20 protein-coding genes, 1 pseudogene and 1 riboswitch are annotated in these 25,090 nt (G+C 76.4%); of the genes and pseudogenes, 11 read left to right on the top strand and 10 right to left on the bottom strand.

What is annotated here, in order from left to right; all coding sequences use genetic code 11:
- Positions 1-29: 29 nt before the first annotated feature.
- Both ACI79B_RS10640 and ACI79B_RS10635 read left to right on the top strand, forming a co-directional pair.
- Positions 30-914: a hypothetical protein gene (locus ACI79B_RS10640; protein ID WP_456927287.1), complete on the top strand. Its 885-nt coding sequence runs from the start codon at positions 30-32 to the stop codon at positions 912-914.
- A gap of 14 nt (positions 915-928) precedes the next feature.
- Entirely contained in the window at positions 929-2,017 is a 1,089-nt protein-coding gene (locus ACI79B_RS10635) for a serine hydrolase domain-containing protein (RefSeq protein WP_456927286.1), read from the top strand.
- A 37-nt stretch (positions 2,018-2,054) separates the two neighbouring features.
- On the opposite strand, the gene ACI79B_RS10630 is transcribed toward ACI79B_RS10635, so the two are convergent.
- The 3 genes from ACI79B_RS10630 to ACI79B_RS10620 are packed head-to-tail and all read right to left on the bottom strand — an operon-like array spanning position 2,055 to position 5,409.
- Entirely contained in the window at positions 2,055-2,906 is an 852-nt protein-coding gene (locus ACI79B_RS10630; RefSeq protein ID WP_456927285.1) for an SDR family NAD(P)-dependent oxidoreductase, read from the bottom strand.
- The gene (locus ACI79B_RS10625) at positions 2,903-3,904 is read right to left on the bottom strand and encodes an alpha/beta fold hydrolase (protein WP_456927284.1); all 1,002 of its coding nucleotides are present in this window, start codon (positions 3,902-3,904) and stop codon (positions 2,903-2,905) included. The genes ACI79B_RS10630 and ACI79B_RS10625 overlap by 4 nt, the downstream gene beginning before the upstream one ends.
- Entirely contained in the window at positions 3,901-5,409 is a 1,509-nt protein-coding gene (locus ACI79B_RS10620) for a flavin-containing monooxygenase (protein WP_456927283.1), read from the bottom strand. The genes ACI79B_RS10625 and ACI79B_RS10620 overlap by 4 nt, the downstream gene beginning before the upstream one ends.
- A 102-nt stretch (positions 5,410-5,511) precedes the next feature.
- Here ACI79B_RS10620 and ACI79B_RS10615 point away from each other — a divergent pair, with 102 nt between their 5' ends.
- Both ACI79B_RS10615 and ACI79B_RS10610 read left to right on the top strand, forming a co-directional pair.
- The gene (locus ACI79B_RS10615) at positions 5,512-6,759 is read left to right on the top strand and encodes a PucR family transcriptional regulator (RefSeq protein WP_456927282.1); all 1,248 of its coding nucleotides are present in this window, start codon (positions 5,512-5,514) and stop codon (positions 6,757-6,759) included.
- 101 nt (positions 6,760-6,860) lie between these two features.
- Entirely contained in the window at positions 6,861-11,474 is a 4,614-nt protein-coding gene (locus ACI79B_RS10610; RefSeq protein WP_456927281.1) for an HAD-IC family P-type ATPase, read from the top strand.
- Here ACI79B_RS10610 and ACI79B_RS10605 read toward each other — a convergent pair.
- Positions 11,381-12,265, bottom strand: a complete 885-nt coding sequence (locus tag ACI79B_RS10605) for a bile acid:sodium symporter family protein (RefSeq protein WP_456927280.1) — start codon at positions 12,263-12,265, stop codon at positions 11,381-11,383. The genes ACI79B_RS10610 and ACI79B_RS10605 overlap by 94 nt on opposite strands.
- A 249-nt stretch (positions 12,266-12,514) precedes the next feature.
- Here ACI79B_RS10605 and ACI79B_RS10600 point away from each other — a divergent pair, with 249 nt between their 5' ends.
- The 3 genes from ACI79B_RS10600 (at position 12,515) to ACI79B_RS10590 (ending at position 16,111) form a co-directional block, all read left to right on the top strand.
- The gene (locus ACI79B_RS10600) at positions 12,515-14,302 is read left to right on the top strand and encodes a protein kinase domain-containing protein (protein WP_456927279.1); all 1,788 of its coding nucleotides are present in this window, start codon (positions 12,515-12,517) and stop codon (positions 14,300-14,302) included.
- Positions 14,303-14,325: 23 nt separating this feature from the next.
- Positions 14,326-14,907, top strand: a complete 582-nt coding sequence (locus tag ACI79B_RS10595) for a DNA-directed RNA polymerase subunit alpha C-terminal domain-containing protein (protein ID WP_456927278.1) — start codon at positions 14,326-14,328, stop codon at positions 14,905-14,907.
- A gap of 105 nt (positions 14,908-15,012) precedes the next feature.
- Positions 15,013-15,163, top strand: a riboswitch (cyclic di-AMP (ydaO/yuaA leader).
- Positions 15,164-15,169: 6 nt separating this feature from the next.
- Positions 15,170-16,111, top strand: coding sequence for a hypothetical protein (locus ACI79B_RS10590; protein WP_456927277.1), 942 nt, complete (start codon positions 15,170-15,172; stop codon positions 16,109-16,111).
- Between the two features lie 6 nt (positions 16,112-16,117).
- On the opposite strand, the gene ACI79B_RS10585 is transcribed toward ACI79B_RS10590, so the two are convergent.
- Positions 16,118-17,095, bottom strand: coding sequence for a YihY/virulence factor BrkB family protein (locus ACI79B_RS10585; protein WP_456927276.1), 978 nt, complete (start codon positions 17,093-17,095; stop codon positions 16,118-16,120).
- A 114-nt stretch (positions 17,096-17,209) separates the two neighbouring features.
- Between ACI79B_RS10585 and ACI79B_RS10580 the strand changes: the two genes are divergently transcribed.
- Positions 17,210-18,010, top strand: coding sequence for a sulfite exporter TauE/SafE family protein (locus ACI79B_RS10580; RefSeq protein ID WP_456927275.1), 801 nt, complete (start codon positions 17,210-17,212; stop codon positions 18,008-18,010).
- 113 nt (positions 18,011-18,123) lie between these two features.
- Positions 18,124-19,020: a hypothetical protein gene (locus ACI79B_RS10575; protein ID WP_456927274.1), complete on the top strand. Its 897-nt coding sequence runs from the start codon at positions 18,124-18,126 to the stop codon at positions 19,018-19,020.
- A gap of 41 nt (positions 19,021-19,061) precedes the next feature.
- On the opposite strand, the gene ACI79B_RS10570 is transcribed toward ACI79B_RS10575, so the two are convergent.
- Both ACI79B_RS10570 and ACI79B_RS10565 read right to left on the bottom strand, forming a co-directional pair.
- On the bottom strand, positions 19,062-20,711 hold the full coding sequence (locus ACI79B_RS10570; RefSeq protein WP_456927273.1) for an AMP-binding protein: 1,650 nt from the start codon (positions 20,709-20,711) through the stop codon (positions 19,062-19,064).
- 7 nt (positions 20,712-20,718) lie between these two features.
- Complete coding sequence (locus ACI79B_RS10565; RefSeq protein WP_456927272.1) at positions 20,719-21,690, bottom strand: cyclase family protein; 972 nt, start codon at positions 21,688-21,690, stop codon at positions 20,719-20,721.
- A gap of 119 nt (positions 21,691-21,809) precedes the next feature.
- On the opposite strand from ACI79B_RS10565, the gene ACI79B_RS10560 reads away from it, so the two are divergent.
- Complete coding sequence (locus tag ACI79B_RS10560) at positions 21,810-23,081, top strand: hydroxyacid-oxoacid transhydrogenase (protein WP_456927271.1); 1,272 nt, start codon at positions 21,810-21,812, stop codon at positions 23,079-23,081.
- Between the two features lie 6 nt (positions 23,082-23,087).
- Here the strand turns inward: ACI79B_RS10560 and ACI79B_RS10555 are convergent, their stop codons facing one another.
- The 3 genes and pseudogenes from ACI79B_RS10555 to ACI79B_RS10545 all read right to left on the bottom strand — a co-directional run bounded on the left by ACI79B_RS10555 (position 23,088) and on the right by ACI79B_RS10545 (position 24,484).
- Complete coding sequence (locus tag ACI79B_RS10555) at positions 23,088-23,513, bottom strand: PaaI family thioesterase (protein WP_456927270.1); 426 nt, start codon at positions 23,511-23,513, stop codon at positions 23,088-23,090.
- Positions 23,510-24,088: pseudogene (locus tag ACI79B_RS10550) on the bottom strand (dienelactone hydrolase family protein); the annotation flags it as partial. The pseudogene ACI79B_RS10550 and the gene ACI79B_RS10555, both read right to left, overlap by 4 nt.
- Positions 24,089-24,157: 69 nt before the next feature.
- A complete protein-coding gene (locus ACI79B_RS10545; RefSeq protein WP_456927269.1) occupies positions 24,158-24,484 on the bottom strand; it encodes a WhiB family transcriptional regulator in 327 nt (108 codons plus the stop codon).
- A 262-nt stretch (positions 24,485-24,746) separates the two neighbouring features.
- Here ACI79B_RS10545 and ACI79B_RS10540 point away from each other — a divergent pair, with 262 nt between their 5' ends.
- Positions 24,747-25,088: a YciI family protein gene (locus ACI79B_RS10540; protein ID WP_456927268.1), complete on the top strand. Its 342-nt coding sequence runs from the start codon at positions 24,747-24,749 to the stop codon at positions 25,086-25,088.
- Positions 25,089-25,090: the final 2 nt, after the last annotated feature.

Below are 25,090 nucleotides of genomic sequence, written 5' to 3'. Positions count from 1 at the left end.
CGGGGGCGGAGCGACCACGGAGGTCCGCGGTGGACCCTGCCCCCACGGCCGTGCGGCGGCCCGCGACCGGGCGGCGCGAGCTGCTGCCGGCCATGCGGGCGCTGCTGCTGGCCTTCAGCGTCCTCACCGCGCTCGGCTTCGTCGCGCTGTTCGTCCTGTCGACGCGGACCAGCGAGAGCTTCGCGTGGACCATCCAGCCGCCGGCGACCGCGGCCTTCCTCGGCGCCGGCTACGCGGCCGGCTTCACCCTGGTGGTGCTGTCGCTGCGCGACCCGGTGTGGGCGCACAGCCGGGTGCCGGTGCTCACCATCCTGGTGTTCACCGTGCTCACGCTGGTCGCCACGCTGGTGCACGTCGACCGGTTCCACTTCCAGGCCGAGTTCGCCGCGGCGCCGGCCCTCGCCCGCGGCGCCGCCTGGTTCTGGACCGCCGTCTACGTGGTCATCCCGCTGGCGATGCTCGTCGTCCTGCCGGTCCAGGAGCGGGCGCCGGGCACCGACCCGCCGCGGACCCGGCCGGTGCCGATGGTCCTGCGGGCGGCGCTGGCGGTGGAGTCGGTGGTCCTGCTGGCCGTCGGCGCCGCGATCTCGGTCGCGCCGTCGTCGGCGACGACGCTGTGGCCCTGGACGCTCACCCCGCTCACCGCCCGGGTGGTGGGCGCCTGGCTGGTCGCCTTCGGCGTCGCCACCGCGCTGGCCGCGCTGGCCGGGGACCTCGAGCGGCTGCGCACCGCGACGATCGCCTACACCGTGTTCGGCGTCCTGGAGCTCGTGGTCGTCCTGCTGCACCACGGCGACGTCGCGTGGGACCGGCCGGCGGCCTGGCTGTACGTCGCCGTCGCGGCCGCGATCGCGCTCACCGGCGCGACCGGCTGGCGCCTGGCCCCGCGACCCGGGGGGCTCCACCGCTCCTGAGGGTCGCGGCCCTCGTGGCCGCTGCCGGGCTGCTCGCGGCGTGCACCTCCTCCGCCGGTGGTGACGGGGACGAGGCCGCACCGACGGCCGCGGCCGCGCTCGAGGAGCAGGTCGCCCGCAGCGAGGCGCTGCTCCAGGAGGTCCTCGCCGCCGACGAGCCGGGCTGCTCCGCGGCGGTCGGGATCGACGGCGAGGTGGTCTGGGCGGCCGCCCGGGGCCTGGCCGACACGGGGACGGGACGCCCGCTCACCACGGAGACCACGTTCGACGTCGGCTCGGTGGGCAAGCAGTTCACCGCGACGGCGGTCCTCCTGCTCGAGCAGGACGGCGTGCTGTCGCTGGAGGACCCGGTGTCCCGGTGGCTGCCGGACCTCCCGGCCTGGGCGGACGAGGTGACCCTCGACCAGCTGGTGCACCACACCAGCGGCATCCCCGACTTCCTCGCCGACCTCGAGGCGGCCGGGATCGGGGTGACCGACCGGGTGACGCAGGAGCAGGCGGTCCAGGCGATCGCCGCCCACCCGGAGCTGCCCGGGACGGGGGGCTTCGCGTACTCCAACTCCAACTACGTCCTGCTGGCCGAGGTCGTCCGGGCGGCGTCCGGTCAGCCCCTGCCGGAGTTCCTGCGCGCCCGCGTCTTCGAGCCCCTCGGTCTCGCCATGGTGGTCGACCCGTCCGCGACCGACCCCGACGCCGCCGACCCGTCCGCGGCGCGCGGACACGTGAAGGACACCGCCACCGGACCGTGGCGGCCGGCCGGCTCGCGGTTCGAGCTGGTCGGCCCGGGCTCGGTCCGGACGACGCCGTCGGAGCTGGTGCGCTGGGCCGACGAGTACCGCACCGGCCGCCTCGGCGGCGAGGACCTGCTCGCGGCCCGGCTCGAGGACCCCGCGCCGGTCAACGCGGCGCTGGACTACGGCGCGGGCCTCTTCGTCACCCGGGCCGGGGCGGTGGAGCACGAGGGCAGCTGGGCCGGGTTCCGCAGCGTCTTCCGCGTCTCGGCCGACCGGCACACCGCGGTGGCGGTCACCTGCAACGGCGACGAGCCGGGCGTGGCCGACGTCGACCGGATCTGGCGGGTCCTGCCCGGCGTGTGGCTCTGAGCCCCGGCCGCCGGGCGGGCGGCCGGGGCCGCGGGCCTCAGGCCCGGCCGAACAGCTTGCGGTCGTACCAGGCCGACAGCACCGGGTAGCGGGCCGGCAGCAGCCGGACCAGCCGGTCGACCAGGACGGCGTCCTTCCCGACCCGCACCCGCGGCTTCCCGGCCTCGACGCCGTCGACGACGATCCGCGCCGCCTGCTCCGCGGGCATCGTCAGCAGCTTCTCGTTGTAGACGCGGTTGCGGGTCAGCTCCGCGGGGGAGAGCTCGAGGCCCTGCGCCTGCGCCTCGGCCACCGTCGCCGACGCGATGTTGGTCTTCACCCCGCCCGGGTGGACGACGGTGACCTGCACCGGGTGCCCGCCGGCGATCATCTCGGTGCGCACCACCTCGGTGAACCCGCGGACGGCGAACTTGCTCGCGCAGTACGCCGACAGCGTGGGCTGGGCCATGAACCCGTTGAGGCTGGAGACGTTGACGACGTGCCCGTCGCCGGAGGCGATCAGGTGCGGCAGGAACGCCTTGGTGCCGTTGATGACGCCGTGCAGGTTGACCCCGAGCGTGCGGTCGTAGGTCTCCCAGTCGGTGTCGAGCACCGAGCGGCCGCCGCCGGAGATGCCGGCGTTGTTGTAGACCTGGTGCACCACGCCGAAGTGCGCGGCCACCGCCTCGGCGTAGGCGACGACGGCCGCCCGGTCGCTGACGTCGAGCCGCGCGGTGTGCACCTCCGCGCCCAGCGCCTTCGCCCGGTCGGCGGTCTGGCCCAGGCCCAGCTCGTCGACGTCGGACAGCGCCAGCCGCGCCCCCCGCTTGGCCAGCTCGAAGGCCAGCTGCCGGCCGATGCCGGACCCGGCGCCGGTGACGACGGCGACCTTGCCGCGCACGCTGCTCATCGGTTCTCTCCCGTCAGGTGGGCGCCCGCTCCGCGGGCGGTGTCGCTGCGGCCCGCTCCGCGGGCGGTGTCACTGCGGCCCGCTCCGCGGGCGAGGTCGGTGGTGAGCTCGACGAGCCGGTCGACGACGCCCGGCGCGAGGTGGTGGCCCATGCCGGGGATCTCGACGTGCCGGGCGCCGGCGATCGCGTCGGCGGTGGCCCGCCCGCCGCTGGGGTGGACCATCCGGTCGACGTCGCCGTGGACGACCAGCGTCGGCGCGGTGATGCGCGCCAGGTCGGCGGTGCGGTCGCCCGAGGCCTGGATGGCGCCGATCTGGCGGGCCACCTCCCGCGAGCGGTCGCCGCCGCCGCGCTCCCACACCGCGGCCGCCCAGGCGCGCTCGAGGTCGTCGTCGGGCGGGAAGCCGGGGCCGCCGATGTGGCCGAGCATCGCCAGGTGCCGCTCGACCGACTCCTGGACGGTGCGCGGCGCGGCCTTCGCCAGCCGCAGGATCGTGGAGCGGGCCGGCTGCCCGACCCGGCGCGACCCGGTGGTCGAGAAGATCGAGGTCAGGCTGGCCACCCGGTGCGGGTGCCGGGCCGCGACCACCTGGGCGATCATCCCGCCCATCGACATGCCGACCAGGTGCACCCGGCCGAGGCCGAGGGTGTCGAGGACGCCGACGGTGTCGGCGGCCATGTCGGTGAGGTCGTAGGCGTCCGGCCGGGGCCGGGCCAGCAGCTGCCGCGCGCGGCCCGGCGGCGGGGTGGCGATGCGGCCGGACCGGCCGGCGTCGCGGTTGTCCAGCCGGACCACCCGGAAGCCGCGGCCGGTGAACCCGTCGACCATGCGCCGCGGCCACGAGGTGAGGTCCAGCCCGAGGCCGGCGACCAGCACCAGCGGCTCGCCGTCGTCCGGGCCGTCGACGCGGTAGCAGATCCGCGGGCCGGCCGGCAGGTCGGCGAAGCGGTCCTCCCCGGTGGCCGCCGGGCGGGCCGGCGCCTCGGCGGCGGTCACGCGGGCACCGCCTCGGCGGCGGTCACGCGGTCGGCCGCCCGGGTGAGCCGGAGCTCGGGGTCGACGACGCTGTCGGCCCGGAGCAGCTTGACGTCGGAGTGGTAGTCCATCGAGGTCAGCCACGGCATCCGGTCGCCCTGCCGCGGCAGCTGGCCGACGGCGCGCTGGATGTAGCCGGCGGCGAAGTCGAGGAAGGGCCGGGTGGGCATGGCCGGGTCGGCGAGCACCGGCCGCGCGGTGTCCAGGCCGCGCTCGTCCATGTGCCGCAGCAGCCGGACGAAGTGCTCGCAGAGCAGGCCGACCTTCAGCGTCCAGGACGAGTTGGTGTAGCCGATCGCGTAGGCGAGGTTCGGCACCCCGGACAGCATCATGCCCTTGTAGGAGACCGTCTCCGACAGTGTCACCGGCGCGCCGTCGACGGTGATCGCGACCCCGCCGAAGGCCTGCACGTTGAGCCCGGTCGCGGTCACGATCACGTCGGCGTCCAGGTGCCGCCCGGAGGCGAGCTGGATGCCGGTCTCGTCGAAGGTGACGACCCGGTCGGTGACGACGTCGGCCCGGCCCTCGCGGATGGCGCGGAACAGGTCGCCGTTCGGGACGGCGCACAGCCGCTGGTCCCACGGGTCGTACGGCGGGTTGAAGTGCGTGTCGACGTCGAAGCCCTCGGGCAGCTGCTTGGTGTTGACCCAGCGGATGACCCTGCGGGCGGCCTTCGGGTGCTTCTGGCAGAAGCTCCAGATCGCGCGCTGCTGGGCGATGTTCTTGCGGCGGGTCAGCGCGTAGCCGCGCTCGTCGCCGAACCACTTCCGCAGCAGCGCGGCGACCTTGTCCTCGCGCGGCACCGGCAGCACGTAGGTGGGGGTGCGCTGCAGCATCGTCACCGACGCGGCCGTGTCGGCGATGGCCGGCACGATCGTCACGGCGGTGGCACCGGAGCCGACGACGACGACCCGCTTGCCGGTGAGGTCGAGGTCCTCGGGCCAGGCCTGCGGGTGCACGATCCGGCCGCGGAAGCGGTCGCGGCCCTCGAAGACCGGGGTGAAGCCCTCGTCGTAGCGGTAGTAGCCGCCGGCGCAGAACACCCAGCCGGCGGTCAGCTGCAGCCGCTCACCGGTGTCGGTGCGCTCGACGTCGACCGTCCAGCGGGCGTCCTCGCTGGACCACGCCACCGCCAGCACCCGGTGGTGGTAGCGGATCTTCTCGTCCAGGCCGTTCTCGGTGGCGGTCTCCCGCAGGTAGGCCAGGATCTTCGGGGCGTCGGCGATCGCCTGGCGGTCCCGCCACGGCTTGAACTCGTAGCCGAAGGTGGACAGGTCGGAGTCCGAGCGGATGCCGGGATAGCGGAACAGGTCCCACGTGCCGCCGGAGGCGCCGCGCGCCTCGAGGATCGCGAAGCTCTTCGCGGGCAGCTCGGTGGTCAGGTACCGGCCGGCGCCGATGCCGGAGATCCCGGCGCCGACGATCAGCACGTCGAGGTGCTCGACCGGCGTCTGCGTGGTGGTCAATGCGGTGCTCCGTCCTCGGGACACGGGTGCAGCGGCCCACGACACTGCGTGGTCCCGGTCACCCGGTGCAATGACGAACTGCACCGCCCCGATACTGGGGCGGTGCAGAGTGCTCCAGGGAGCGTCGAGTGGCCGGCCGTCTCGCCCCGCACGCGGGAGCTGTTCCGCCGGGGCGCGGAGGTGGCGCTGGACCCCCGCGCCGACTGGATCGAGGAGCTGCACCGGGCGTCGCTGGGCACCGAGCGGATGCGCCCGGTCGCCGAGGACCCCGTGCTCGCCGCCGCCACCCGCCGGGCCAACCTCGCGAACCTGCTGCACTGGGCGGCGGCCAACGTGCAGCACCCCGGCCGGCGGGTGCCGGCCAACACCGGCGGGGAGGTGCTGGACGCCGCCCGCGACCTGGTCCGGCGCGGGCTGGACCAGAGCGGGCTGGACGCCTACCGGACGGCGCAGGGCGTGGCCTGGCGGCGGTGGATGGAGATCTGCTTCGAGCTGACCGGCGACCCGGCCGAGCTGCGCGAGCTGCTCGACGTCTCGGCGCTGTCGATCACCACGTTCATCGACGACACGGTCGCGGCCCTGTCCGAGCGGATGGCCGCCGAGCGGGCCGAGCTGACCCGCGGCGCGCACGCCGAGCGCCGGGCCACGGTCACCCTGCTGCTGGAGGGCGCGCCGATCGGCCGGGCCCGCGCGGAGGCGCAGCTGGGCTACGGGCTGACCGGGCCGCACACCGCCGCCGTCGTGTGGACCGGGTCGGGCAGCGCCGCGCCGGGCCAGCTGGAGGCCGCCGCGGAGGCGGTGATGCGGGCGGCGGGGGCGACCCGGCGGCTGACCGTCGTCGCCAGCGCGGCCGCGCTGTGGGTGTGGCTGCCGGTGGGGACCGCGCCGCGGGCGGCGGAGCTGGCCGGGCCGCTGGCCGCGCACCCCGACGTCCGGGTGGCGGTGGGCCGGCCGGGCCGCGACGTCGACGGGTTCCGCCGCAGCCACCTCGACGCGGCGACGGCGCAGCGGATGCTGGCGCGGCTGACCTCCCCGCAGCAGGTGGCCCGCTTCGAGGACGTGCAGCTGGTGTCGCTGCTGACCACCGAGCCGACCCAGCTCGAGGAGTTCCTGGCCGGCACCCTGGGCCGGCTGGCGACCGCCGACGCCGACACCCGCCAGGCGGTGCTGACCTACGTGCGGGAGCTGGGCAACGCCTCCCGCACCGCCGAGCGGCTCTACACCCACCGCAACACCGTGCTGCGCCGGCTGGCCCGCGCCGACGAGCTGCTGCCCCGGCCGCTGGCCGAGAACGTCCTCGGCGTGGCCGCGGCGCTGGAGGTGCTGCGCTGGCGCGGCGCGGCGGACTGACGGGATGCGGACGACCGTGGACCGGTACCCGGTCGTGACTCCGGTCACATTCGGGTGGACGATGGGTGGACAGCAGGTGTCGTGCAGGGGGGAGCCCGCCGATGCGCGTCCTCCACCGCGCCGCCACCGCCCGGCGCGCCCTCGCCTCCACGGCGCGCCTCGCGGTGACCGGCGCGCAGGTCGCCGCCGCGCCGGCCGTGCTCACCGCCGGCCTGCTCGGCGTCTCCACCCGCGCCGCGGTGCGCACGGCGGAGGGCCTGACCAGCCGGATCGCCGGCCGCCCGGTCGACCTCACCCAGGCCGCCGTCTCCGGCGTCCGGGCCGCCGGCACGCTGCTCACCGGCGCCGACCCGCTGCCCACCGGCCGGCTGCGGGAGCTCGCGCGGGTCGCCGCCGGCATGTTCGAGCCCGACGGCGGGCGGCACACGCCGCGGGTGTGGGCCGACGCCGGCCTGGTGCAGGTCGAGCTGCCCGAGTGCGCCCCCGGCGCGCCGCCCGACGCCGGCCGCACGCTGCGCGCCCGCCTCGAGCGGCTCGACGGCGTGCAGTGGGCCACGGTCAACGAGGTCCTCGGCCGGGCACTGGTCGCCGTCGACACGCGGCGGGTGGGCGTGGACGACGTCCTCGGCACGGTGCGCACGCTCCAGGATGCCGGCGACCGGCGGGACGTCCTGCGCGAGGCGGCCGACCACCCCGCCGACCTCGAGCCGCTGCTGGCCACGGCGACCGCGCTGGCGGTGGACGCGCTCGGCGTGCTCACCGCGCTCACCGCCCGGGCGCTGCCCGTCCCGGCCCTGTCGCGGCACGCCACGCTCGCGGTCACGCTCATCGACACCCAGGACTGGATGACCGAGCTGCTCGCCCGGCGGATCGGCCGGTACGGCACCCGGCTGGTCCTCGAGGGGCTCTCCGCCGTGCTGCACTCGGCCACCCAGAGCCCGGTCATCCCCGCGCTCAACGCGGCCGCCTCCGCCCAGCAGGTGCTCGAGGTCCGCGCCCGGCGGCAGGTGTGGCGGCGCCGGGAGGAGCAGCTGTGCCGGCCCGAGCCGGACGGGGCCGAGCCGGAGGACGCGGCCCCGGCGGCCCGCGCCGGGGAGCGGCCGGTGCCGCTCCCGCCCGGCGTCGTCGACCGCTACCAGGGCCGGATGGGCCCGACGACGACCGGCGCCGTCCTGGCCGTCCTCGCCCTGACCGGCCGCCCCGCCCGCGCCGCCGACCTGGTCAAGGCACTCACGCCCAAGGCCGCGCTGGCCGGACGCGAGTCCTTCGCCGCCACGCTCGACTGGCTGCTGTGCCGCGCCGGCGTGCTGCCCCTGGACGGCACGGCCTACCGCCGGCTCGACCGCGTGGACTGCGTGGTGGTCGACGGGGCGACCCTGTGCACCGGCCCGCCGGTCGTCCTGGAGGCCACCGCGGAGGCCGGCGGGTGGGATCCCGCCGCCGTCTGGACGGCCGCGGCGCGGCTGCTGGCCGACGGCCGCGGCGCGGACGGCACCCGGCTCGGCCCGCCGCGGGAGGCGCCGGACGCGCCGGGGGCCGCCCTGCGCACGCTGTACGCCGGGCGCCGGCGGGTGGGCACCGTGCTGGTCGCCCCCGAGCTCGACCCGCACGCCGAGGCGCTGCTCACCACCGCCGCCGGCACCGGCGCGCGCCTGGTGCTCACCCCGCACGCCGGCACCCGGGAGATCGCCGGCGTGGCCGGGGAGGTGGCGCCCGCGGACGAGCCGCCGGTCGCCGTCGTCCGCCGGCTCCAGGCCGACGGGCACGGGGTGCTGCTGGTCTCCTCCGGCGACGCGGCCGCGCTGCTGGCCGCCGACGTCGCGGTGGCCCCCGTGCGGCCGGACCGGGCGCCCGCCTGGGCGGCGGACCTGGTGACCGGGGCCGGCCTGGCCGACGCCTGCCGGGTGGTGCGGGCCGTGACCGACGCGCGGCGGCTGACCCGCCGGTCGGTGCAGAGCGCGGTCACCGGCAACGTGCTGGGCGGGCTGCTGGCCGCCGTCGGCTCGGCCCGCGGCGGGCAGCGGCGGGCGACGACCCCGGGCAAGACCGCGGCGCTGTGGACGATGCTCGACGGCACCGTGACGGCGGTCCGCGCCGCCCGCCGCCCCCCGCCGCCCCCGTCGGTGCACACGCCGTGGCACGCCCTCGACCCCGACGACGTCCTGCGCCGGCTGGCGGACCTGCCCCGGGACGACGACGCCCCACCCGGCCCGCTGACCCGCGCCTGGCGGCGGGGGACCGGCACGGCCGCGGTCCGGGTGCCGCTCCGGTTCGGCCGCACCGTCGCCGCGGAGCTGTCCGACCCGCTCACCCCGGTCCTGGGCGCCGGCGCCGGCGCCACCGCCGTGCTCGGCGAGACCGCGGACGCGTTCCTGGTCGGCGGGGTGACGGTCGGCAACGCGCTGCTCGGGGCGGCGCAGCGGATGCGCGCGGAGACGGCGCTGGCCTCGCTGCTGCTGCAGCAGGACGCTCCCGTCCGCCGCGAGGCCGACGGCGGCGCGGAGGAGGTGCCGGCGAGCGCGCTGCGGGTGGGCGACGTGGTCCTCGTCGGGTCCGGCGACGTGGTGACCGCCGACGCGCGGCTGCTGGCCGCCGAGGACCTCGAGGCCGACGAGTCCAGCCTGACCGGCGAGTCGCTGGCGGTGGCCAAGTCGGTGGCGGCGACACCGGGCGCCGAGGTGCCCGACCGGCGCTGCATGCTCTTCGACGGCACGACCGTCGTCGCCGGCAGCGGCCGCGCGGTCGTCGTCGCCGTCGGGCCGGCCACCCAGGCGGGCCGGGCGGCGCGGGCGGCCGGGCGCGGGGCGCCGCCGGCCGGCGTCCAGGCCCGGCTGGCCGAGCTCACCCGCTCGGTGCTGCCGCTGACGCTGGCCGGCGGCGGGACCGTGGCCGCGCTCGGCGTGCTGTGGCGGCGGCCGCTGCGCGAGGCGGTCAGCTCCGGGGTGGCGGTCGCCGTCGCGGCCGTCCCCGAGGGGCTGCCGCTGGTCGCGACCGTCGCCCAGCAGGCGGCGGCCCGGCGGCTGTCGCGGGACGGGGTCGTGGTGCGCAGCGCCCGGGTGCTGGAGGCGCTCGGCCGGGTGGACACCGTCTGCTTCGACAAGACCGGCACGCTCACCGAGAACCGGCTGCGGGTGGCCCGGCTGCTGCCGCTCGGGGACGACGACGGGGACGAGGAGGGCCTGCTGCGCCTGGCCGCTGCCGGGATCGGGGCCGGCGACACCGACGCGCACGAGACCGACCGCGCCGTCGACGCCGCCGCCACCGAGCGCGGTGTCGCCGGCGACGGCGAGCCGGAGGCCTCGGTGCCCTTCGCCACCGGGCGCGGGTTCTCGGCGGCGCTGCGCTCGGGCCGGCTGGTGGTCAAGGGCGCGCCGGAGGTCGTGCTGCGGCTGTGCACCGACCCGGGCGACGCCGCGGACCGGGTGCGGGAGCTGGCGTGCGACGGGCTGCGGGTGCTCGCCGTCGCCGACCGCGCGGTGGACGGCCGGCCCGACGACCTCGAGGCGGCGGCGACCGGGCTGACCCTGCGGGGCCTGGTGGGCCTGGCCGACACGGTGCGCGGCTCCTCGGCCGCGGCGGTCGAGCAGCTGGCCGCGGCGGGCGTCCGGGTGCTCGTGGCCACCGGCGACCACCCGGAGACCGCCGCCGCGATCGCTGCCGAGGCCGGGGTCCCCGGTGCCGGCCGGGTGGTCACCGGCGCACGGCTGGCGCGGGCGTCGGAGTCCGAGCGGACCGCGCTGGTGCGTGAGGCAGCGGTGTTCGCCCGGCTGACGCCGGAGCAGAAGGTGCTGCTCGTGGGCGCCCTGCGCCGCGCCGGCGCCACGCTGGCCATGACCGGCGACGGCATCAACGACGCCGCCGCGATCCGGCTGGCCGACGTGGGGGTCGGCGTCGCCGGCGCCGAGTCGCCCGCCGCCCGCAGCGCGGCCGACCTGGTCATCACCGACCGGGACCTGACCCGGCTGGTCGACGCCGTCGCCGAGGGCCGCGCGCTGTGGTCCCGCGTCCGGGACGCCGTCGCCATCCTCGTCGGGGGCAACGCCGGCGAGGTCGCGTTCACCGTGCTCGGCTCCGCGCTGGGCGGCCGGGCGCCGCTGGGCACCCGGCAGCTGCTGCTGGTCAACCTGCTCACCGACATGTTCCCGGCGCTCGCCGTCGCCGTGGCCCGGCCGTCCGCGGCCGCCCCGGCCTCGGACGACGGGCCGCTGGCCGGCCACCCGCTCGCGCCGGTGCTGCTCGCCGGCCCGTACCGCGGCTTCGCCGACGCGGTGCGCCGCCTGGTCGCCGTCCGGGGGCTGGCCACCACCGCCGGCGCGACCGGCGCGTGGGCCACCGGCCGCGTCACCGGCCCGCGCCGGCGGGCCAGCACGATGGGGCTCGCCGCGCTGATCGCCACCCAGCTCGGGCAGACCGCCTGGGCCGGGCGGCGCAGCCCGCTGGTGCTGGCGACCGCGGCCGGGTCGCTGGCCGCCCTGGCCGCGGTCGTGCAGACGCCCGGGCTCAGCCGGTTCTTCGGCTGCACCCCGCTGGACCCGCTGGCCTGGCTGGTCGTCCTCGGCTGGGCCGCGGCCGGCACCGCCGGCGCGGAGGTCGTCCCCGCCCTGGTGCGCCGGCGGGCGGGTCAGGACGCGACGCGCTCCGGCGCCCCCGACCGGGAGGACCGGGTCATCGCCCAGCCGGCCAGCGCGGCCACCGGGAACATCAGCACGCCGTAGACCGCCGCGGGGACGGCCAGCTCCACGCTGCCGAGGACGCTGATCGCCACCGTGATCGCCAGCGTGCTGTTGTGCACGCCGATCTCGAAGGCGCAGGCGACCGCCTGCCGGTGGCCGACGCCCAGCGCGCGCGGCACGGCGAACCCGGCCAGCAGGCTCAGCGCGCAGAAGGCGAGCGCGACCAGCCCGACCTCCCGCAGGTACCCGGCCACGTTCTCCCGCTCCGCGACGACGGTCCCGGCGATCACCAGCGCGAGCACGACCGCGGACAGCACCCGCACCGGCCGGTCCGTGCGCTCGGCGAACGCCGGCGCCGCCCGCCGCACGAGCATGCCGAGCGCCACCGGCACCAGCACGATCGCGAACACCTGCACGGTCTTGCCGAACTGCAGCCCGATCGACCCGGCGCCGGGCGGGTCGAAGACGGACACGGCGAGGTTGGTCACCAGCGGCAGCGTGACGACGGCGAGCAGCGAGTTGACCGCCGTCAGCGAGACGTTGAGCGCGACGTCGCCGCGGAACAGGTGGCTGAACAGGTTCGCCGTCGTCCCGCCGGGCGAGGCGGCGAGCAGCACCATCCCCACCGCGAGCACGGGCTCCAGGCCGGCGGCGACGACGAGGCCGAGGCACAGGGCCGGCAGCACCAGCAGCTGCAGGCCGAGGGCGACGACGGCGGCGCGCGGCCGGCGGGTGACCCGGACGAAGTCGTCCACGGTGAGCGACAGCCCCAGCCCGAACATGATCACGGCCAGGGCGGCCGGCAGGGCGACGGTGCTGAGGGTCGAGTCCACGGGCGACCTCCGGAACGGCCGCGGCCCCGTTGCCGCGGATCGCCCGGATCCTGGCGGACCGGGGGCCGGCCGGGCGAGCACCGGCACGCGACCGGGGACCGGCGGTGCGCGGTTCGGTGGTTGACCGGCCCCCCGGCCGGGAACCGACACAGGGTCGGCCGCCCGGCGGGGGGAGCGGTCGCGGAGCTCCCGGTGGGGGCCGGAGAGGCGGAGCGCACCCCGCGGCGTCGGACGGGACGGAGTCACGCAGTGACCACGGTGGAGCAGGGGAGACGGACCCTGGGGGACCGCTACGAGCTGCAGGAACTCATCGCCACGGGTGGCATGGGCCAGGTGTGGCGGGGCCGGGACCACCTGCTGGCCCGGCCGGTCGCGGTCAAGGTGCTGCGCAGCGAGTACGCCGACGACCCGACGTTCCTCGCCCGCTTCCGCAACGAGGCCCGGCACGCCGCCGCGCTCACCCACCCGAACATCGCCGCCGTCCTGGACTACGGCGAGGGCACCGACGACGCCACCGGCGAGCACCTCGCCTACCTGGTGATGGAGCTCGTCGAGGGCGCGCCGCTGTCGACCCTCATCCAGACCGAGGGCCCGCTGGACACCGACGCCGCGATGTCCGTGCTGCGCCAGGCCGCGGCCGGCCTCGCCGAGGCGCACCGCCACGGGGTGGTGCACCGCGACGTGAAGCCCTCGAACATCCTCGTCCGGCCCGACGGGCGGGTGAAGCTCACCGACTTCGGCATCGCCTGGTCGGCCGAGTGCGTGCCGCTCACCCAGACCGGCCAGGTCATCGGCACCGCGCAGTACATGTCCCCGGAGCAGGCCGCCGGGGAGCGGGTCAGCCCGGCCAGCGACGTCTACGCCCTCGGCCTGGTCGGCTACGAGTCGCTGACCGGCCACGCCGCCTTCACCGGCACCAACCCGGTCACCGTCGCGCTCAAGCAGGTCCGCGAGCAGCCCCAGCCCCTGCCCGAGGACCTGCCGCCCGACGTCCGGGAGCTCATCGGTGCCGCGCTCACCAAGGACCCCGGCGCCCGCCTGCCCGACGGTGCCGCTTTCCTGTCCGCCGTCGAGGAGACGCTCGACCACCAGGCCGCCCCGGTGCCGCCCACCCGCCCGGTGGCGGCCGCCGCCCCCGCGCCCGAGGCGGCCCCCGCCCCCGCGCCCGTCGTCGGGCCGGAGCCGCACCGGCGCCGGCGGGCACTGGTCCTGCTGCCGCTGCTCCTCGTCGTGCTCGTCGCCGGCGGCGTGCTGTTCACCGTGACCCGCGCCGGCGACGCGCCGGTGGCCGACGCGGCCGAGACGCAGCAGGCCGGGATCGTGCTGCGGGCCGCGGACTACGTCGGCCGCCCGGTGGCCGAGGTCGCCGACGACCTGACCGCCCTCGGCCTCACCGTCGGGCAGCGCAGCGAGCAGACCGCGGACGCGGCCCCGGGCACCGTCGTCCGGCTGGACCCGGTGGACGTGGAGCTCGCCGCCGGCGACCGGGTGCAGGTGTTCGTCGCCGTCGCCCCCGACACCGCGGTGCCCGAGCCGGAGACGACCGCCGGTGGCGCCGGTCCCGGCTCGCCCGGCGAGGCCGCGCCGGAGTCCCCGGCGGCGACCCCCGAGGCGCCCTCCGGGGACAGCGGCACCCCCGAGGCCACGACGCCGGAGGCGACGAGCCCGGAGGCCGGGACCCCGGGGGCTCCCGCCCCGGAGGCCACGACCCCGGAGGCCACGACCCCGGAGGCCACCACGCCCGAGGCCACGACCGCGGAGGGCACCGGGTCCGCGGGCGCGACGCCGGAGGGCACCCCGGAGGCGACCGGGACCCAGCCGTTGGGCGGCACGACGCCGGAGCCTCCCGCGCCGGCGACCGGGACGCCCGGGGACACCGCCGCGCCCACCACCGAGGAGCCCCCGGCCCCCGACGCGGGGACGACGTCGACGGGCGAGGCGCCGGCGACCTCCCCGGCACCGGACGCCGGCACCGCCCCCCCGACCGCTCCTGGCGAGCCGGCCCGGGACGGCTCCCCGGCGGGCGCCGCGGGGTGACTCCGGGGCTAGGGTCCGACGCCATGTCGACGAGGTCGCGGGGCGTGCCGGCGGGGAGCGTGCGGGAGCTGGGCCTGCCCGCGCGGGCGGTGGGCGCGCTGACCCGCGCCGGCGTCACCACCGTCGAGGAGCTGTCCGCGCTGACCCGCCGCGAGCTGGCCGCCGTCCCGGGGCTGGGGCCGGCGATGGTGGCCGCCGTCCGCGCGGTCGTCCCCGAGCCGGTGGCGGTGGGCCTGTGGCCGCTGCCCGACGAGGACGACGCGCCGCCGTCCCCGGCGATCCCGTCGTTCGACTCGCTGCGCGCCCCGCGCCGCCGCACCGCGTTCGACGTCCTCGTGCCCGAGGAGGACCCGGGGGAGCCCGTGCCGTCGGCAGCGCTGCCGGCGGACGGGGCGACCGGCGGGACCCCGGCCGACGACGAGGAGCCGACCCCCGCCGGGCCGCCCTCCGCGGCCGCCCCGGCGCCGCGGCCGGCCGAGTGGGCCGACCTGGCCGCCCTCGGCGCGCGCGGCGTCCGGGCCGCCGCGGTCCTGCCCTGGCGGGTGACCGGGTGGTGGCTGCGCCTGCCGCTGCGCGTCGCCGGGCGGCTGCTCACCCGCCCCTGACCGGGACGTGGTCCGCGCCACGGAACACGGCCGCGGTTTGTCACGGACGCATAACGGCCGTTACCGTGGCCGAGGCCGTCCGGCCCCGTCCCCGCCAGGGGACCCGGGCGGTCGCCGCCGAGTCGCCCCCTGGGCGAGCCGGGGACCCACCGCAGCACTGGGGTGAATCCCGCACCGGACCCGTGCGTCCGGGCGGGTAGGGCCGCTTCCCGCCCGAACCCGTCAGCTAACTCGGTAGGCGGCTGACGGGAGACCTGCAGCCATGCCCTCGAGCACCACCCCCGGCCGCCCCGGCGCGGCCGTGAACCGTTCCCACCGCCGCCGTCCGCTGGCCGCGCACCGCCGTCCGGGTCTGTACCTGGGCGTCGCCGCCGCCGGCGCGGTCCTGGTCAACGTCCTGGTCGGCTCGCAGCCGGCCGCCACCGCCGAGGCCGGGACGGCGAGCGAGTCGGTCGCCGTCGCCGAGGCGCTGGGGCTGTCGGCGCAGTCCGGCCCGGTGGCCGCCACCACCCCGCCGGACCTCGCGCCGCTCGAGGACCTCGCCGCGACCCGCAGCTCGCGGGAGGCCGCCGAGACCGCGGCGCAGCAGTCGCAGGCCGCCGCCGACCAGGCCACCGTCGACCGGCAGCGGGCCGAGGCCGAGGCCGCCGCCCGCGCCGCCGCCGAAGCCGCCGCTGCCGCAGAGGCCGCCGCTGCCGCAGAGGCCGCCGCCGCTGCCGAGGCCGCCGCTGCCGCCGAGGCCGCCGAGGCCACGGAGACCGCCGCGGCCGCCGGGACCACCACGGCCACGGACGAGGAGGAGGCCGGCCCCGCGGAGACCGCGGGCACCACCGCCGTCTCGGTCGTCGCCCGGATCACCAACAGCGCCGGTCCCGTCGAGTCGCAGGTGCAGGCCGCCGCGAACGCCGTGGTCAGCAACGTGCCGGGGGCGGACTCGATCACGCTCGGCGGCACCCGCGCCAGCGCGGCCGACCCGGGCGGCCACCCCTCCGGCAAGGCGCTGGACTACATGGTCATGAGCGACGCCGCCCTCGGCGACGCGATCGTCGCCTACCACCGCGCGCACTGGGACGAGCTCGGCGTCGACTACCTGATCTGGGAGCAGCGGATGCTGTCGTCGCCGAACGGGTCGTGGCAGACGATGGAGGACCGCGGCGGCACGACGGCCAACCACTACGACCACGTGCACGTCAACTACCGCTGACCGCCCTCAGCGCTCGCCCGGGTAGGGCGGCGCGCTGTCGGCGACCACCGCGCCGCGCTTCCCGAGCGGCCGCTCGGGGCCCACGGTCGAGTCCCGGGCGGTCTGCCGCTCGGTCTCGGCGTTCACGACCGCGCCGACGATCACGAGGAAGACCGTCGTCCAGAGCCAGAACATGCTGATGGCGACGCCGGCGAGCGACCCGTACGTCGCGGAGTAGTCGCCCAGGCTCCGGACGTAGCTGAAGAAGCCGATCGTCGTCGCCAGCCACAGCCCGGTGGTCAGCACCGCCCCGGGGGTGATCCACCGCCACCGGGCCTGCGCGCGGTCGGGACCGAAGCGGTAGAGCACGGCGAGCACCGTGCTCATGAGCACCGCGGCGAGCACCCAGGTCACCACGGGGGCGACGTCGCGGACGGCGCCCGGTGCCCCGGCGAGCGCACTCGAGACCTCGCCGGCACCGGCGATGATCCCGCCGAGCAGGACCGCACCGCCGAGCACGAGGACGAGGGCCAGCGCGCTGCGGCGGAGGAAGCCCCGCGTCTCGGTCTCGTGGTAGGCGAGGGTCAGCCCGTCGAGGAGGTAGGTCATCGCGGTCGTCGCCGTCCACAGCGCCGCGGCCAGGCCGCCGAGCCCGCGCCAGGTGTTCACGTGCGTGGAGGCGGTGGTGATCGTGGTCAGCTGGTCGACCACCAGCGACCGCAGGTCCTCCGGCAGCATCCCCGCCACCCCGGACAGCTGGTGCAGCGCGTCCTCGGGGGTGTTGACGACGCCGTACACGGACACCGCCGTGACCAGCACCGGAGCGACCGACAGCAGCGCGAAGAACGCCACCGCCGACGCCTGCACCATGAGCCGGTCGCTCAGCACGTGCCGCGCGACGCGGCGCAGCACCCGGCGCCAGTCGCGGGCGGTGAGCCGGTGCGGCGAGTGGGCGTCGGTCGCCGTCACACGGCCGGGCGGCTCCTCGTCCCGGGTGTGCGCCATGCCTGATCGCACCGCCGGACGCCACCGGCCGCAACGCGGCTCCCCGGACCCGGCGCCGGCGTCCGCCCCGGCGTCGGGGAGGCTGGCCGTCCGTGACCGCATCGGGACCCGCGCGTGACTGACCTGCTCCTCCCGGAGGGTCTGACGCCCTCCCTGCTCGCCCTCGTGCTCGTCGCCGCGCTGGCCGCCGGCTGGGTGGACGCCGTCGTCGGCGGCGGCGGGCTGATCCAGCTGCCCGCGCTGCTGCTGGTACCGGGCCTGGCCCCGGTGCAGGCGCTGGCCACCAACAAGTTGGCGTCGGTGTTCGGCACCACCACCAGCGCGGTCACCTACCAGCGGCGGGTGCACCCGGACCTGCGGACCGCGCTGCCCATGGCCGCGGTCGCCCTGGTCGGCTCGTTCTGCGGGGCGTCGGTGGCGGCGCTGCTGCCGGCCGCGGTGTTCAAGCCGGTGATCGTCGTGGCGCTGGTCGGCATCGCGCTGTTCACCGCGTTCCGCCCGGCGCTGGGGGAGGTGACGGCGCTGCGGCACACCGGGCGCCGCCACCACGGCACCGCGCTCGCCGTCGGGGCGGTGATCGGGTTCTACGACGGCGTCCTCGGCCCCGGCACCGGCTCGTTCCTCGTGTTCGCCCTGGTGTCCCTGCTGGGCTACGACTTCCTCAACGCCAGCGCCAAGGCCAAGATCGTCAACGTCGCGACCAACGTGGGCGCGCTGGCGTTCTTCGTGCCGCACGGGTCGGTGGTCTGGGGCCTGGGCCTGTGCCTGGGCGCGGCCAACACGCTCGGTGGCTACGTCGGCTCCCGGACGGCGACCTCCCGCGGCACCGGCTTCATCCGGGTCGTGTTCCTCGTCGTGGTCACCGCGCTCGTCGTCCGGCTGGGCTGGGACGTGTGGACGGAGAACGTGCGCTGACCGGCCCGGTCGTGCTCCGGGGCCCTTGTCCCGGCGGGGGCGACGCGTCAGCCTGGGACGCCGGTGCAGGCACGGTGCCGGTGCGCGCGAGCCCGATCGACAGGCGGCAGCGGATGGAACCCGTCGCACCGCGGACGCCGGACCCCGCCGAGGAGGTCCGCCCGGGTACCCGGTGGCTGCTGACGGCCTTCCTGGGGCTCACCCTGCTCGCCGTCTCCGAGCTGCTCCTGCTCGCCGACGTCGCCGACCGCTTCTGGGCCTGGTCGATCCGCACCGAGGCGACCGCCGCGTTCCTCGGCGCCGCCTACACCGCCGGCGCGGTGCTGTCGGTGCTCTCCCTCCGGGAGGACCGGTGGAGCCGGATCCGGGTCCCGGTGCTCACGGTCACCCTGTTCACCGTCCTCACCTGCGCCGCGACGCTGATCCACACCCACCGGCTGCACCTGCTCACCGGCGGGCCGGTCGCCCGGGCGGCGGCCTGGATCTGGCTGGCCGTCTACCTCGTCGTCCCGGCGCTGTGCCTGGCGGTGGTCCTCGGGCAGGAGGTCCGCCGGGGCGGGCGCCTGCCCGTGCGGCTGCCGATGCCGGCCCGGCTGACCGGGCTGCTGCTCGTCGAGGGGGTGCTGCTGGCCGCGGCGGGCGGGGTCCTGTTCGCCGGCGGGCTCACCGTGCACCACCACGTGGAGACCGTCGCGTCGTTCTGGCCGTGGGAGATCACGCCGCTGAGCTCGCAGGTGATCGGCGCCTGGCTGCTCGCCCTCGGGTTCGCCGCGGCGCTGTCGGTCCGGGAGCGGGACCTGGACCGGCTGGGGGTCGCGGCGGTCACCTACACCGTGTTCGGTGCGCTCGAGCTCGTGGTGGTGCTCTGGTACCGCCGGGACGTCGAGGCCGGCGACCCGTGGCTGTGGGCCTGGGTGGCCCTGCTGGTCGCGGTCGTGGGCACCGGCGCGGCCGGGATCCGGGCCGCCCGTCCCGCGCGGGCGCGCCGGCCGGGCGCGCCGGTGCGGTGACCGGGTCCCCGCCCCGGGGGGGAGCGGGGACCCGGCCGGGGTCAGGTCCCCCGCAGCTCGCGGCGGAGGATCTTGCCGGTGACCGTCTTCGGCAGTTCGTCGAGCACGACCACGCTGCGCGGGTACTTGTAGGCGGCCATCCGCTCCCTGCAGTGCGCGATCAGCTCCTCCGGGGTGGTGCCGGCCCCCGGCTTCAGGCTGACGAACGCCTTGACCGTCTCCCCGCGCTTCTCGTCGGGCACCCCGACGACGGCGGACTCGCGGACGGCGGGGTGCTCGGCCAGGACGTCCTCGACCTCGCGCGGCCACACCTTGTAGCCCGACGCGTTGATCATGTCCTTCTTGCGGTCGACGATGAACACCCAGCCCTGCGGGTCCATGAAGCCGACGTCGCCGCTCCTGAGCGCCCCGCCGGGCAGGTTGGCCGCCGTCTCCTCGGGCTTGCCCCAGTAACCGGCCACCACCTGCGGGCCCTCGGCCACGATCTCGCCGACCTCGCCGAGCGGCAGGTCCTGCCCGTCGTCGCCCTGGATGCGGACGATCGTGTTCGGCGCCGGCACGCCGACCGACAGCGCGCCCGAGGTCGGGTCCACCGGCGAGGGTGACCCGAACGGCGTCACCGTCATCGGCGACGTCGTCTCGGTGAGGCCGTAGGCGTTGTGCACCTGCTTGCCGGTGGCCTCGAAGAACCCGCGCTCCGCGGCCGGGGAGATCGCCGCCCCGCCGGAGTAGATCGACGTGAACGAGTCGAAGTGCTCCTTGGAGAACCCCGGGGCGTTGAGCAGCGCGCTGAACGCGGTGATCGCGCCGATGGTGAACGTCGGCCGGTGCTCGAGGAACGCGTCGAGCACCACCTGCGGCTCGAACCGGTAGGCCAGCACCAGCGGCGCCGGCACCAGCATGCTCACCGCCACGTGGCCGATCAGGCCGGTGATGTGGAACAGCGGCGCGATGCCGAAGATCGCGCCGTCCCGCCCGGCGTGCACCCAGTCCCGGTAGACCTGCGCCGTGAACACGACGTTGCGGTGGGTGTTCATCGCGCCCTTGGGCACGCCCGTCGTCCCCGACGTGTAGGTCAGGAACGCGACGTCGTCGGGGCCGAGCTCCACCGGCGGCGGGGTCTGCCCGCGGTACCGCTCGACGAACTCGAGCAGGTCGGTGGTGCCCTCGTGCCGCTGCCGGGTGACGCCGGCGAACAGCCGCTCGTCGTCGCGGGTCTGCAGGTCCAGCCCGCTGGTGGTGAGCACCAGGCGGACGTCGGTGCCCGGGACGACGTCGCGGGCGACCTCGTCGTAGAGGGTGTCCAGGCACAGCAGCACCGTCGCGCCGGAGTCGGCCAGCAGGTAGGACAGCTCCCGCGCCCGGCTCATCGGGTTGATCGACACCATGACGCCGCCGGCCTTCCAGGTGGCGACCATGGCCATGACGAACTGCGGCACGTTCTGCAGGTAGACCGCCAGCCGGTCACCCGGCCGGAAGCCCGACTCCAGCAGCCCGGCGGCCATCGCGTCAGTCAGGGCGTCGAGGTCCCGGCGGACGACGGTGCCGTCGAAGTACCGCAGCGCGTCGCCGTCGGGGTCGCGCTGCACGCCGGCGCGGAACATCGACAGCGCGTCGCCGAACTCGATGTCGTAGTCCGGCGGCTGGTCGCCGTAGAGCGCCAACCAGGGGCGGTCGTCGTAGACGCTCACGAGGGCCTCACTTGAGGACGACGGGGTTGACCGGCGAGCCGCTGCCCTTGTGCACCTTGAGCGGCGCGGCGACGTAGAGGCCCTCGTACTGCCCGTCCTCGGCCGAGTCGGCGGCCAGCGCCTCCAGGTCGGCGATCTCGGTGAGGGTGACGCCGAGGTTGCGCATGAGCGCGTTGTGCAGCACCAGCGCGACGCCGTTGTTCGGGTCGGTGGTGACCTCGTTGGCGATCGTGTCGGTGACCAGGTTGGGGATCTCCATGTCCTGGAACCACTGCACCAGCTCCGGGCTGTAGACCAGGCCGGGCTCGTTGAAGCCGTCGTAGAAGGCGTCGCCCTGCTCGAAGAACAGCTGCAGGAAGTTGGTCCGGATGATCAGGATGTCCCGCTTCCGGATCTCCACGCCCTGCTCCTTCGCGCAGGCCAGCAGGTCCTCGTGGGTGAACGTCTCGCCCTTGTCGAGGGTGGGCTTGCCGCGGAAGCGCGCCATGTCGAGCAGCACGCCACGGCCGACGACGCCGCGCTGGGCGATCGGCTCGACGCTGGCCTTGTCCAGCCCGCCGACGGTGGTGCGGGCGTCGTAGCCGTTCCAGATCTTGCCGCCGTACCAGACGTGGCCGAGGCCGTCGTACTGCGTGGAGCCCTGCAGGAAGGCGTTGATCTTGTCGTCGGCGTAGTGCAGGCCGCCGGGGTACTGCGGCGCGTCGTCGGAGTCCCAGGTGGACTCGTCGAGGATCTGGGTGCGCTCGGCGGGGGAGCGGCCGGGCCACACGGGGTCGCCCTTCGGGTCGCCGATCAGCCGCTGCAGCGTGAAGACCTTGCCCTGCCGGACCAGCCCGACGGCGGCCAGCACCTGCTCGGGGCCGAGGTAGTTGAGGGCGCCGACCTCGTCGTCGTCGCCCCACTTGCCCCAGTTGGTGGGGGAGTCGGCGAGCAGGTCGTCGAGGGCGGGGACGGCGGTGGTCTCGGGTTCTGCGGTCACGGCTGACCTCCAGGGGGAAGGTTGGTGGGCGCACCCGACCCTGCCTCGCTGTGGTCCCGGCCACAAGGAGGGTGCAACGATCCGTGCAACCGGGATCCGCCCGAGCCGAGGAGGCCGACATGACCGCCGAGTCCGTGTTCACCTACGGGGCGCCGCAGCTGAAGTTCGGCAGCGGGGCGTCGGAGGAGATCGGGTACGACCTCAGCCGCTTCGGCGTGCGGCGGGTCCTGGTGGTCACCGACGCCGGCGTGTCGGCCACCGGCCTGCCGCAGCGGGTCGCCGACCAGATGGGCCGCTTCGGCATCGAGGCGCGGATCTACGACGGCGTGCACGTCGAGCCGACCGACGTCAGCCTGACCGAGGCGATCGAGGCGGCCCGCGACTCCGGGCCGTGGGACGCGTTCGTCGCCGTCGGCGGCGGGTCGAGCATCGACACCGCCAAGGCGATCAACCTGCTCACCACCAACCCCGGCGAGCTGCTGGACTACGTCAACGTGCCGGTGGGGAAGGGGCAGGCGCCGACCGAGCAGCTCAAGCCGCTGGTCGCCGTCCCGACGACGACCGGCACCGGGTCGGAGAGCACGACGATCTGCGTGATGGACGTGCTGGCGCAGCGGGTGAAGACCGGCATCAGCCACGCGCGGCTGCGGCCCACCCTCGCCGTCATCGACCCCGACCTCACCGTCACCCAGCCGCCCGGGGTCACCGCCGCGGCCGGGATGGACATCCTGTGCCACGCGCTGGAGAGCTACACCGCGCGCTGGTACACGACCTACGACCGCAAGGCCCCCGAGCAGCGGGTGCCCTACTGCGGGTCCAACCCGATCTCGGACATGTGGTCGGAGAAGGCGCTCTCGTTGCTGGCCGGCTCCTTCCGGCGGGCGGTGCGGCACGGCGACGACACGCAGGCGCGGGGGGACATGGCGATGGCCGCCACCTTCGCCGGCATGGGCTTCGGCAACGCCGGGGTGCACGTCCCGCACGCCAACGCCTACCCGATCGCCGGGCAGGTGAAGGACTTCCACCCGAAGGACTACCCGGCCGGCGAGCCGATGGTGCCGCACGGCATGTCGGTGGCGCTGACCGCGCCGGAGGCCTTCCGGTTCACCTTCGAGGCGTCGCCGGAGCGGCACGTCCGGGCCGCGCAGCTGCTCGCCCCCAACGCCGGGCAGCCCGACGACCCGGCCGAGTTCCTGCCCACCGTGCTCACCGACCTGATGCGCGACATCGACATCCCCAACGGCATCGCCGCGGTCGGCTTCGACGAGGGCGACGTCGACGACCTCGTCGAGGGCACGATGAAGCAGCAGCGGCTGCTGGCCACCTGCCCGCGGGAGGTCACCGCCGAGGACGTCGCCGGCATCTTCCGCCGCTCGATGTCGCTCTGGTGAGCCCCGTCAGCCCGGCCGGCCCGCCGGGACGATCGTCTTGGTGACCTGCGCCGAGGCGACGAGGGCGCCGTCCACCGTCGCCTCGGAGCGCAGGAACGCCACCGCGCGGCCGCGGCGCAGCACCGAGCCGGTGACGTCGACCCGCGCGCCGGCGCGCACCGGCCGCAGCAGCGACGCGGTGAGGTCGTGGGTGACCGCGTGCTCGCCGTCGCCCAGGGAGGGCAGCAGCGCGAGGAAGGCCGCGACGTCGAGGAAGGTGTAGACGACGCCGCCGTGCAGCAGCGCGGCCTGGTTCTGCGCGGCGGCGCCGACGGGGAACCAGATGCCGGCGGTCGGATCGGCGGGGTCGCGCAGCTGCATGCCCAGGTGCCGGTGCAGCGGGATGTCGAGGACCGCCTGCACCCGCGCGGCGGCCACCTCCGGCGAGCTCACGCGCGCGCCAGCAGGTCGAGCACCCGGCGGGTGAGCAGCGCGGCCGCCTCCGGGTCGTGGGAGGGCAGCGTGCGGTCGGCGAAGTAGTGCCGGTCGCCGGGGTAGAGGAACACCTCGGCGTCGTCGGCCTGCTCCGCGAGCGCCCGGGCGGCGTCGAGGTCGCCCTCGTCGACGAACAGCGGGTCGGCGTCCATGCCGTGCACCTGCACCGGGACGCCGGCCGGCCAGGAGCCGAACTCCTCCGCCGGGAGGCACGAGTAGAGGAGCACCGCGCCGCGGGCGCCGGGCCGGGTCTGCGCCAGCCGCTGCGCCGGGAGCACGCCGAGCGACATGCCCGCGTAGACCAGGTCCTCGGGGAGGTCCGCCACGGCGCGGGCGCCGCGGTCCACCACCTCGCCGAGGCCGACCTCCCGCGCGTGGGCGACGCCGTCCCCGACCGAGCCGAACGTGCGGCCCTCGAACAGGTCGGGGGTGTGCACCGTGTGCCCGGCCGCGCGCAGGTCGTCGGCGAACGCCGTGACGCCGGGCGTCAGCCCCAGTGCGTGGTGGAACAGCACGACCTCGGCCACGGGCGGCTCCTTCGTCGGGCGGTGGTCCGGCGTCGGACCGTAACCCGCGGGTCCGGCGCCGCCCCGCTCGGGCCGTCAGGCGCTGAGCGGCATGCTGCGGCGGGCCAGGCGCACCCGCCGGCGCTCGCGCTCGGACAGCCCGCCCCAGATGCCGAAGCGCTCGTCGTTGGCCAGCGCGTACTCCAGGCACTCGGTGCGGACGTCGCAGCCGGCGCACACGCGCTTGGCCTCGCGGGTCGAGCCGCCCTTCTCCGGGAAGAAGGCCTCGGGGTCGGTCTCGGCGCACAGCGCGTCCAGCCGCCAGGTGGCGTCGCCGCCGGACAGGACGCTCCAGGCCGAGCCGGCGAGGGCGTCGGGCTGCGCGGAGGACTCGGTGATCAGGCTGAGGCGGGAGAACGGCACGGGGAGCTCCTCGGGGTCTCGGAGGTGGCGCGACCCGTGCGTGACGGACGGGTACGCCCTGACTGCTGACAGTGACGTTACGGACTCCCCGCCGCGTCGCGCACCGTCAGAACATTCGCGGAACCCGGCCGTCCGGTTGTCAGATCATGCCGGAGACGGGGCGGCGCGAAGTCCTTCCGCGGGAACTGTCGATCTGGTGCGGTGCTGCGTGTCGTAGAGGTGGAGGGCCCGGCAGGCGGGCCCCCGGAGCCCGGAGGACACCATGACGAAGTACCTGGTCCTGATCTACGAGGACGAGGCGCAGTACGCCACCGCGACCCCCGACGTCTACGGCGAGATCACGGCCGAGCACGACGCCTTCTCCGCGGGTGTGGAGCGGCACGGCGCGAAGCTGCTCGGCGGCGAGGCGCTGGAGCCGACGACGACGGCGACCAGCGTGCGCGGCGGCGAGGTCACCGACGGCCCGTTCGCCGAGACCAAGGAGGCCCTCGGCGGCTACTACCTCATCGACGCCCCCGACCTCGACACCGCGCTGGCCGTCGCGCGGACGGTGCCGGCCCGCTTCGGCGGCGTCGAGGTCCGCCCGGTGATGACCTTCGACTGACC

The sequence above is a fragment of the Geodermatophilus sp. SYSU D00879 genome (genome assembly GCF_054050375.1).
Note: the sequence above shows the minus strand (reverse complement) of the source record. Positions and strands in the feature narration are given on the sequence as shown.